5 protein-coding genes are annotated in these 11,238 nt (G+C 57.6%); 1 reads left to right on the top strand and 4 read right to left on the bottom strand.

The window, feature by feature from the left end; translation table 11 throughout:
• Window positions 1-107: 107 nt before the first annotated feature.
• On the bottom strand, window positions 108-1,361 hold the full coding sequence (amiC, locus tag IM265_RS09235) for an N-acetylmuramoyl-L-alanine amidase AmiC (RefSeq protein ID WP_014885071.1): 1,254 nt from the start codon (window positions 1,359-1,361) through the stop codon (window positions 108-110).
• A 226-nt stretch (window positions 1,362-1,587) separates the two neighbouring features.
• On the opposite strand from amiC, the gene argA reads away from it, so the two are divergent.
• Window positions 1,588-2,919, top strand: coding sequence for an amino-acid N-acetyltransferase (gene argA, locus IM265_RS09230; protein ID WP_014885072.1), 1,332 nt, complete (start codon window positions 1,588-1,590; stop codon window positions 2,917-2,919).
• 21 nt (window positions 2,920-2,940) lie between these two features.
• Here argA and recD read toward each other — a convergent pair whose 3' ends face one another.
• From recD to ptrA, 3 genes are read right to left on the bottom strand one after another with little or no spacing between them, the layout of a single operon-like run.
• Window positions 2,941-4,761, bottom strand: coding sequence for an exodeoxyribonuclease V subunit alpha (recD, locus tag IM265_RS09225; RefSeq protein WP_045260899.1), 1,821 nt, complete (start codon window positions 4,759-4,761; stop codon window positions 2,941-2,943).
• Entirely contained in the window at window positions 4,758-8,300 is a 3,543-nt protein-coding gene (recB, locus tag IM265_RS09220; protein ID WP_193031068.1) for an exodeoxyribonuclease V subunit beta, read from the bottom strand. Before recB ends, recD begins: the two co-directional genes overlap by 4 nt.
• Window positions 8,297-11,179, bottom strand: coding sequence for a pitrilysin (gene ptrA, locus IM265_RS09215; RefSeq protein WP_193031066.1), 2,883 nt, complete (start codon window positions 11,177-11,179; stop codon window positions 8,297-8,299). Before ptrA ends, recB begins: the two co-directional genes overlap by 4 nt.
• Window positions 11,180-11,238 lie beyond the last annotated feature (59 nt).

Raw genomic sequence — 11,238 nt, 5'->3', positions numbered from 1 at the left:
AATCCGGCCCCCGCAACCAACACTTCTAAAAACAATAAACACCCTTAAGGGTGTTTTTTTGTATCTGCCGTTTGTGAATTTGCCGGGCATTTCACCCGGCTAAAAACCTACCCGCGCCGCGCCAGCGTCGCCCCGTCTGAGAAATACGCCCGTATCCCCGCCAGAATCGACTCCGCCACCTCCTGCTGGAACTTTGCCGTCTTGAGCTTACGCTCTTCTTCAACGTTACTGATAAACGCGGTTTCTACCAGAATGGACGGGATATCCGGTGCCTTCAGCACCGCAAACCCGGCCTGCTCAACGCTGTTTTTGTGCAGCTTATTGATGTTCCCTAGCTTGCCCAGCACCGCTTTACCAAACTTCAGGCTGTCGTTAATGGTCAGGGACTGCACCATGTCGAACATGGTGTGGTCGACGTATCGGTCGCCGCTTTTGCTCACGCCACCGATCAGGTCCGAGGCGTTCTGGGTGTCCGCAAGGTATCGCGCCGCGGTACTGGTCGCACCCTTGGTTGAGAGCGCAAACACCGACGAGCCGCTCGGCTGGCGGCTGGTAAAGGCATCCGCATGGATCGAGACGAACAGATCGGCACGCTGCTTCTGCGCTTTCGCCACCCTCACCTTCAGTGGAATAAAGACATCCTCATTGCGCGTCATGTAGGCGCGCATATTGCCCTCTTTATCAATTAACGCCTTCAGACGACGGGCAATTTGCAGCACCACGTCTTTTTCACGCGTATGGTATTTCCCCACCGCACCGGAGTCTTCGCCGCCGTGGCCGGGATCGAGCATGATCACAATCGGACGATCGCGCCCTGCTTTCCCCGGCTGCGGGCCGCTTTGCGCAGGCGGCACCTGACGCTGAAGATCGCCTTTGTTGTAATCCTCCAGCAGGGCGAGAAGCGGATCCTGAATATCCGTCGCATTCGCCGGGTAAAGATCCATCACCAGACGCTCTTTAAACGTCGCGACAGGCGCCAGGGCGAACAGCTGCGGCTTAACGTTCTGCTTAAGCTCAAACACCATGCGCACGGTTTGCGGATCAAACTGACCGACGCGCGCCGATTTAATAAACGGATCGTCACCGCGGATCTGCGCCGCCATGCCTTTCAGCACGGAGTTGAGGTTCACCCCTTCGAGATCCACCACCACGCGTTCAGGGTTGCTGAGGGCAAATTGCTTATATTTCAGCACGCGATTGGATTCAACCGTCACGCGCGTATAGGTCGACGACGGCCAGACGCGCACCGCCACCACCTGACTCGTGGCGGCAAGACCGACCTGGCTGACGCTAAGCAACCACATTGCCCCGGCCCCTTTTAACAAACGGCGGCGGCTTATTGCTGAATTGGATCCCGACATGCTTCTCCCGAGCAAGAAAACAAACTGATATACAAAAGTGCAGATTGACCGAAAACTTTAACGAATGACGCATAAACTGTCATCTATAAAAGGGTAAACAATCATACGTTAACGCACGGATTACTTATTAATTTCTGTAGGTCGCAGAAAATTTGCACTTGCACACGCGCCCACAATCGAATAAAAATACATAAATTACGAATAAACATTCATTAAGGGTTGTGCCATGGTGAAGGAACGTAGAACCGAACTGGTCCAGGGATTCCGCCATTCTGTTCCCTATATCAACGCCCACCGGGGAAAAACGTTTGTCATCATGCTGGGCGGCGAAGCCATTGAGCATGAAAATTTTTCCAGCATCGTCAATGACATTGGCCTGCTGCACAGCCTCGGGATCCGCCTGGTGGTGGTCTATGGCGCGCGCCCGCAGATCGACGCCAACCTGGCCGCTCACCACCACGAGCCGATTTACCACAAACATACCCGCGTCACGGATGCCAAAACCCTGGAGCTGGTGAAGCAGGCGGCGGGTCTGCTGCAGCTGGATATCACCGCTCGCCTGTCGATGAGCCTGAACAACACGCCGCTACAGGGCGCGCATATCAACGTCGTGAGCGGCAACTTTATCATTGCCCAGCCGCTCGGCGTGGACGATGGCGTGGATTACTGCCACAGCGGCCGCATTCGTCGTATTGATGAAGAGGCCATTCACCGTCAGCTCGACAGCGGTGCCATTGTCCTGATGGGGCCGGTGGCGGTTTCCGTAACCGGTGAAAGCTTTAACCTGACGTCCGAAGAGATTGCCACCCAGCTGGCGATCAAGCTGAAGGCGGAAAAAATGATTGGGTTTTGCTCCTCCCAGGGCGTCGTAAACGATGAAGGGGTGATTGTGCCGGAACTCTTCCCGAATGAAGCGCAGGCCCGCGTTGAAGCGCTGGAAGCCGAAGGGGATTACCACTCCGGCACCGTCCGCTTCCTGCGTGGCGCCGTGAAGGCCTGCCGCAGCGGCGTGCGCCGTAGTCACCTGATCAGCTATCAGGAAGACGGAGCTCTGCTGCAGGAGCTGTTCTCCCGCGACGGTATTGGCACCCAGATTGTGATGGAAAGTGCAGAGCAGATTCGCCGCGCGACCATCAACGATATCGGCGGCATTCTGGAGCTGATCCGTCCGCTGGAACAGCAGGGTATTCTGGTTCGTCGCTCCCGCGAGCAGCTGGAGATGGAGATCGACAAATTCACCATTATCCAGCGCGATAACCTGACCATTGCCTGCGCCGCCCTCTATCCGTTCCCGGAAGAGAAAATCGGAGAAATGGCCTGCGTGGCGGTGCACCCGGATTACCGCAGCTCTTCACGCGGCGAAATGCTGCTTGAGCGCGTGGCGGCACAGGCGCGTCAGATGGGGCTGAGCAAGCTGTTCGTCCTGACGACGCGCAGCATTCACTGGTTCCAGGAACGCGGGTTCACGCCGGTGGATATTGATTCTCTGCCGGAAACGAAGAAAGAGATGTACAACTATCAGCGCCGTTCGAAAGTGCTGATGGCCGACCTGGGGTAATCCTTTCTTTGCCGGCGTCGTTCAGAGAGAGTCAAATATCGCGCTCAGCCCGCTTCGGCGTTCCGTGCGGGTGGCAATCGCCTGTACCAGCACCCGTTCATCGGTATACAGCGACAGGCGCTGACGCGCGCGCGTAATGGCGGTATAGATCAGCTCGCGGGTAACGACGGGGGAGAGCTGTGTGGGCAGGATAAGTGCCGCATGGTTAAACTCAGAACCCTGGGATTTATGCACCGTCATCGCCCAGGCAGTTTCATGCTCGGGCAAACGGCTCGGCTGGAAGGACTTCACGCTACCGTCCGGCATCTGGAACCAGACGCGGAGCCCCTGCCCACGATCGAGCGCAATCCCGATATCCCCGTTAAACAACCCCAGCGCGCTGTCGTTGCGGGAGATCATCACCGGCCGGCCTTCATACCAGCGCGAGTGCGGAGTACGGTTGATTTTACGCTTTTGCGCCAGCAGCTGTTCCAGCCTGTCGTTCAGGCCGCTGACGCCAAAGGGCCCTTCCCTCAACGCGCAGAGCAGCTGGTATTCGCCAAACGCGGCAATGACCTGCTCCGGCGTGCTTTGCTGCTGTACGCCCGTCAGAAAATGTTGGTACCCCAGCAGGGCGTCATCCAGCATCGCCTGATACTCTTCCCCGGTTTGCAGCGATTTTTTCTCAATATCGGTAAAGGTACCGTCAAATACCGCACAGGTAGCGTGCCGATCGCCCCGGTTCACCGCCGCCGCAAGCTGACCAATGCCGGAGTCGCTGCCAAAACGGTAGCTTTTTTGCAGCAGACACAGGCTGTCGCGCAGCGCCCCCGCAAGTAAATGGTTTTCAGCCGCGAGCGAACATCCGGTCAGGCGCGCCAGCTCCTCAGCGCGTTCTGCAGTATACCCCAGGCTGGCATAGGTGCAGATATCGCCCAGCACGGCCCCGGCCTCCACGGAGGCAAGCTGATCGCGGTCGCCGAGGAAAATGACGCGCGCGTGCGGCGGTAACGCATCAATCAAACGCGACATCATCGTCAGGTCAATCATCGACGCTTCATCCACAACCAGCACGTCCAGATGCAGCGGGTTACCGGCATGGTAGCGCAGACGCTGGCTACCCGGCTGCGCGCCGAGCAAGCGGTGCAGCGTGCTGGCTTCGTTAGGGAAAAGCGCAAGCCGCTCCCCGGTAAGCGGCAGTTTTTGCAGCGCGCCGCCTAACGACTCCGTCAGACGTGCAGCCGCTTTACCGGTGGGTGCCGCCAGGCGGATACGACACTTTTGCTCACCCGATAACTGAATCAGCGCGGCAAGCAGCTTAGCCACGGTGGTCGTTTTACCGGTGCCCGGCCCGCCCGAAATCACCGATATTCGCCGCGTTAACGCCACTGCTGCCGCCACTTTCTGCCAGTCTGTCTCGTCGTCAGAGGTAAACAGCGTATCCAGCGTTTGCCGGAGCAGTGCTTCATCGCACGGGAGCGGAGCATTGGTCTCGCTGAAAAAGCGCGCCACCGTCAGTTCGTTACGCCACAGCCGGTTCAGATACAAACGTTCACCCGTCAAAATCATTGGCGTACCGGTATCGGCGCTGCTGACGGCGGGCGAGCGGAGTAATATTTCTTGCCAGTCCACTGCCTCACCCAGAAGCGCGAAACACGCCTGTAAAGCCGGCGGCATTTTCTCATCCACCACCAGACGTGAAAGCGGCAGACAGACATGCCCTTCTCCCGCATCTTTACTCAGGATCGCCGCGGCAAGCATGACGGCAGGCTCTTCGCCCGCCACCATCATGGCAAATTGTACGTCCAGGTGGCGAAGTGCACGTTGTTCAATTGCGTCCAGCAGTAGCGCCTGCATCGTCATGCTACTTCCTCCGTGCTTGCAGCAAACAGGTTATCCATCTTTTCAATCAACTCCGCAGCCGGACGGGTGCTGAAGATACCCGAACGCGGGTTGTTAGCATCCACGCCGCGCAGAAAGAGGTAAATGACGCCGCCAAAATGATCTTCATAGCGATAATCGGCCATGCGATGGCGCAGGTAACGGTGCAGCGCCAGGGTGTAAAGCTGATACTGCAGATCGTAGCGATGCATTTGCATCGCTGAGGCCATCGCCTGCTGGGTATAGGCTTCGCTGTTTGCCCCCAGCCAGTTCGATTTGTAATCCAACAGGTAGTAGCGCCCTTCATGGCGGAAAACCAGGTCGATAAAGCCTTTCAGCATCCCCTGCACCTGGCGAAAATTCAGCGGCGGACACCCTGCGGATAACGGATCGTACTCGCGGATCAGCGCATCAAGCGCCTCGGCCCTGAGCGGGCTGGCGATGGGGAGGTAAAACTCCATCTCCACCTGCTTATCTTTGGCGGTCAGCTGGCTCAGCGAGATCCCCTGCGCCGTGAGCGGCGCGTGCAGAACAGCGCGGATCCATTCAGTGAGAACCGGCTGCCACTGTGCGTCGTAGCCGCCGCTCTGTAACATCTTCAGCACCCACTCTTCTGATACCGGCTGGGTAAAATCCAGCTCTTCAAACAGGCTGTGCAAAAACGTGCCCGGCGAGGCGCCGCGCGGAAACTGATGCGGCGTGAGCACCGGCTCGACGGGCACGCTCCCGGCCCCAGCGGCATCCACGTCCAGTTTTGGCATCAGATCTTGCGCAATACTCTGTCCGTGCTGCTGTAAACCGGAGTAACTGGTGACGCGCCAGTCGTCAGTGATTGTACGAGCCACCTCGCGGGCATGCAGCGCTGACTCTCCCTGCTCCGGCGTCTGCCAGCGGCTGCTGTCGGGCGGGGAGGGAATATGCAGGGCAACATGCTCTGAGCAAAGTGATTCGATGCACTGGCGCAGCCCTGCGGCATCTTTAGGCTCGCCGCGCTGAATAAGCCGCCCCAGCGCGCTCAGATGAAAATCACTCTCGCCGCTCTTTTCGCCACGGCGACGGAACAGCGGCGCGACGCCCAGGGAACAGTGCCAGACCGAACGGGTCAGCGCCACGTATAGCAGGCGCAGGTCTTCCGCGAGACGCTCCGCTTCGGCCAGCTCGACGCTGGACTCCGCGTTGCTGAGGTCGAGTACCGCTTCGAACGACTCGCGATCGTGGTAAAAAGCCTGGTCCTGCACGCGATAATTGGCGATAAACGGCAGCCAGACCAGCGGATACTCCAGGCCTTTCGACTTGTGAATGGTGACGATCTGCACCAGATGTTTATCGCTCTCGAGGCGCATCTGCTGGCTGGAGGAATTGCTGTTAGGGTCGGCAATCTGCTGGGCCAGCCAGCGCACCAGAGCATGCTCGCTCTCCAGCTGCGTACCCGCTTCCTGGAGCAGCTCGCTGATGTGCAAAATATCGGTCAGACGGCGCTCGCCGCCCGCTGTCGCCAGCATGTTTTCCGCAATGTGACGATGTGCCATGAGCTCGCGCACCATCGCCATCACGCCGCGCTTCTGCCATTTTTCACGGTAGCGCACAAACTCTTCTACCACAGCATCCCACGCGGATTCGTCAGTATTAAGCGCATCAATGTCACGCGCGTTCAGCCCGAGCATCGCGCTCGCTAAGGCGCTGCGGAGCGTGCTTTCACGCTCCGGGGCCAGCACAGCCTGCAGCAGCCATAGCATCTCGAGGGCTTCCAGCGTTTCAAAAACGCTGTCGCGGTTGGAGAGGTAAACGGAAGGTATATTCAATAGCGTCAGGGCGTCGCGGATAAGCGCGGCCTCCTGACGGCTGCGCACCAGCACCGTGATATCGGATGCCTTTACCGGGGCTGGTTTATCCTCCTTCCACAGCAGCGCATCGCCGCGCGCGCCTGCGCTGAGCCAGTCCCTAATTTGCGCCGCACAGTGCTGGGCCATAGCATTTTGATAGTCCGCGACGCCCCAGCCTTCCCCGTCAAGTAGCCAGAAGTTCATGGCTGGCTGAGTTTCGCCATTAACCTCGAAGCGCAACGCGGTATTTTTAGGGGCGAACTTGACCGGCTGGAAAGGGATCTCCCGGAACATAAACGCCGTATCCATGCGGCTGAAGAGCGCATTGACGCTTTCCACCATGCCGGGAGAAGAGCGCCAGTTGGTGTCGAGCGTGTAGTGCGCGTCAACCTCGCTGCGGGCTTTCATGTAGGTGAAAATATCCGCACCGCGGAAGGCGTAAATGGCCTGCTTAGGATCGCCGATTAACAACAGCGCGGTGCCGGGCTGCTGGCGCCAGATACGGCGGAAAATGCGGTACTGCTGTGGGTCGGTGTCCTGAAATTCGTCAATCATTGCCACCGGAAAGCGGGTGCGAATCGCGGCGGCAAGCGCTTCGCCATTCTCACTGCACAGCGCCGCATCAAGTCGGCTCAGCATATCGTCGAACCCCAGTTCGCCCCGGCGACGCTTTTCACGCGCGACGGCGTCGCGGATCTCCGTCATGGCGCGGACGATCATCAGATCGTTGAGCGTCAGGGGCTCCGCCAGCAGGGTTTCAATCGCCAGAAATAGGGGATGTTCAGGCACGATGCCGTCGGCTTTGGTCCGCTCAGCCAGGAAACGTTGGGAGAATTTCTCCAGCGCATCCGGGAGCTGGTAACCCCGCGTCTCTTCCTGCGCCCAGGCGCTGATCTTCTCGATCCATTTGCCCTGGTTGCCGCGATTGAACTTACGTCGATCGATCCCGGAATTCTCGATGATCGCGTCAATCTCACCGACTGACTCAATCCATTTTTGTTTGATGTCGGCAATTTTAGCGATGATTTTTTCATGGCGTGAGGCCAGGGTTTCATCCGCCGGGGGCGGAGATTTGATGACCGGCGCTTCCCCCTGAAGATAACGATCGATGGCGCGCAGCAGTGCTTCGGGCCCCTTCCACAACGCATGTACCGCTTCCGCAATATCCCGCTGTAACGGATAGCAGTGGCGACGCCAGAAATCCGCGCAGGCCTGATAGCGAAGCACGGATTCATCTTCAATAAGCTGTTGCTCAAACAGCATGCCGGATTCAAAAGCATTCAGGCTCAGCATGCGCTGGCAAAAACCGTGAATGGTGAAGACGGACGCTTCGTCCATCTGCCTTTCTGCGAGGAGCAGCCACTGGGCTGCCTGTTGCTTATCGGCAATCTCTTTCAGAAGGCTCGCGTAAAGAGGGTTATCCGTGCTCTGGCGCAGACAGGCGATGCGCAGTTCGTGGATATTGGTCCGAATACGGCCGCGCAGCTCAGCGGTGGCGGCCTCGGTAAAGGTAACGACCAGCAGCTCTTCAACGCTCAAAGGACGAGGAAAAGCGGCGTTACCGCCAAGGCCTAACAGCAGGCGCAGATAGAGCGCGGCGATGGTGAAGGTTTTTCCCGTTCCCGCTGAGGCTTCAATCAATCGTTCACCCTGCAGAGGTAAACGTAAGGGATCAAGGGACTCAGCGGTATCGGTCATTCTTTCTTACTCCAGGGCATAGATTGCTGCAACGCGCTGACGCTCTTCCAGACTTTCCAGCCTTTCGGGTTTACGTAGTCCGTTTTCCCGTTCTGGCTACCGGAAACCTGAGACAGGATAGTGATGCCCTGCGGCTTAATCACGGCCTGATGGAAGAAATCGGCAGCCTTCTGCGGCGTCAGCTGTTTTATCTCGGCCACTACTTTATCACGCGAATCAAATTTCAGATTACCGCGATCGAAATCTTTGCTCAGCTGTGACGCCTCTTCGCCCAGCGTCTGCGGCGGCTGCATCACCTGCGCGATGACGGCCTGCTGGATCTGAGCAAACTCTTCCGGCTTCATGGCCCGCAGTTTTGCTTCCACCTGCGGGAAGAACGCCTGATAGCGGTGCCAGAGATAGGCCGGCTGTTTGTCGCTGCTTTGCAGCAGGAAGCCCAGCCCCCATTGACGCCCCACGTTCATTGAGAAAGCAAATACCGCATAGCCAAGCTGCTCTTCTGTGCGCAGCTGGTTATAGAACCACGGCTGAATAATCTGACCCAGAACGGCGCTCTGCGCAGAGCTTGCGAATTCATCATAGCCCGTTGGCACAAACACCGCGGCCAGCGCGGAATCGGTGCTGCTCCCCGCTTTTTCAAAGATCACATTCTGTTTTTTCTCAACCAGCACGTCCTGGTTACGGCACCACTCGTCCCCTTTCGAACCGAGCTGCGTGCGAACATTTTCTGCCAGCGTTTTGGCCTGATCTTCGCTCATGTTGCCGACGATAAGAAACTCCGGGCGCGTGTTGGTTTTTAGCGAGTCACGGTAAGCCAGCACCTCTTTTAATGAGATTGATGGCAGCAAGGCACGGCGTTCTTCACGCTGGAAATAAGGTATTTGCGACAGCATTTGTGCCGGCATAAGCGCCTGATCGTAAGCTTTGCCCTTTTCTGCAGAATCCATCATCTGCGCATACCAGGATTTAGCCTGCTCAAGCTGCTCTTCCGTTGGCGTGTAGCTGAAGTAACCCTCGAGCAGGGCCTTGAAAAGCTGAGGCAGACGCTGAGTATAGCCATTTGCATTAAGCATCAAACCGTTGTTGGCGTTGGTGGAGAAGCTGATCCCGCCCACGGCCGCCTGGTTGCTGAGCTGATCGAGCGCGATACCGGCCAGATAGTCATTGAGCGCGAACATCACCTGATTTTTGGCGCTGTTCATCGCTTTCGGGTTACGCAGGACCACGCTGACATCGGCCTTTGGCTCGCTCGCAAAATAACGGCTTGGGGTATACACCACGCGCAGCGTCGGTTCATCAATAATGAGCTCCGGGTGCGGATAATCCTTAGTCGTTTTGATCAGCGAGAAATCATCCGGGATATAGGGGTTCAGCTCCGGCAGCTTCAACGCAATCTCACCGGCCTTCTTCTGCCAGTCGGCGAAGGTCTGGTCGCTGATTTTGTCTACCTGATAAGGGGCATCAACAAAGTATGCCGTCTTGTTATGCGGTTCGTTCGGGCTGATGTACCAGATGCGGGCATTTTGCGGCGTCATCATCGCCAGGCGCGCTTTTACCGCCTCGGCATCATAACGATCGGCAATATTGACCGCGTCGAGCGTGTGCGCCACCGGCACGCGGATCATGGTATCCGCCAGCCACTCCACGTAATCCATATCGCGGGTAATGGACGGGTAACGGAAATCGAGATCCAGCACGTGCGCCAGTTCATCAAAATAGCGCTTATCGACGCCTTTCTCGCGCAGTAAAGAGAGGTAGCTAAAGATAGCCGCCACCACTTCATCACGGTTGGCCTGACCTTTGTCGGTCAGGGTGGCGGAGATCGCCAGCACGCCGCTGTTGCCGTTTACCACGGGATCGGAATCGGCGCGGATCCCTTCCACCAGCCCCTGTTTTTGCAGCCAGTCAGATAAGGTTCCCGGGCTGCGGTTACCAATCAGGTAGGTCACCAGCTCGTCGGTTTTACTGCGAAACTGGGCTGTGTTGTTATCAATGCGGAACTCAACGCGCAGCACTTTGCGGGGCATGGCAGGAACGTAGTGGATGACGATCCCTTTTTGCGCGTCCGTGACAACCGGTACGTCTATCTTCGGCAGGTCAATATTTTTATTCGGCACCCGGCCAAACGTTTGTGCCGCCAGTCCGGTAAGCTCCGGCAACGGTTTGTTGCTGTAAATAACCGCCTTCATCAGGTTGGCGGAGTAGTATTTGTCACGAAACGCATGCAGGGCGTCAATGACCGGGCTTCCCGGTTTATCGCTCAGCGTCTCCAGGTTACCGCCCGAGAAACGTGAGCCCGGATGCGCCGGGTTGATGGTCTCGGCGCTGACCTGCGCCATACGCATACCGTCCCGGGTACGGGCCATGGTCAGCTCCGCATTGACGGCATTGCGCTCGCGATCGGCGTATTTTTTATCCAGCAGCGGCGCGGCGATAGCATCGGCAAGACGATCAACCGCCCCTGCCAGCGCGTCATTTTCGACTTCGAGATAAAAGGCCGTGCGGTACGGTGCCGTGCTGGCGTTGTGGCTGCCGCCATGCATTTTCAGGAATTCAGAAAGGCTATCCGGCTGCGGATATTTTTTAGAGCCCATCAGCGTCATGTGTTCGAGGTAATGCGCCAGCCCCGGATGCGCCTCAGGATCTTCGAGCGATCCAACCGGCACCACTAACGCCGAGAGGGATTTCACCGCCTGCGGATCGGAAACCAGCAGCACGGTCATACCGTTATCAAGGCGGATAGCCTGATACTGACGGGTATCTTTTTCGCTCTTACGGATAGTTTCCTGAACGGGTTGCCAACCGGAGTCTGCCTGAGTGACGGGAGCCCAAAGGGCGACAAACAAAACAAACGCTTTGAACAAGGTGCTGCCTGGCATTACGACCTCTTTATCACGGCTATCCCGTCATACTTCAAGTTGCATGTGCGTCGGCTGCA

The sequence above is a fragment of the Enterobacter cloacae complex sp. P17RS genome (genome assembly GCF_014895885.1).
GTDB lineage: Bacteria > Pseudomonadota > Gammaproteobacteria > Enterobacterales > Enterobacteriaceae > Enterobacter > Enterobacter bugandensis.
Note: the sequence above shows the minus strand (reverse complement) of the source record. Positions and strands in the feature narration are given on the sequence as shown.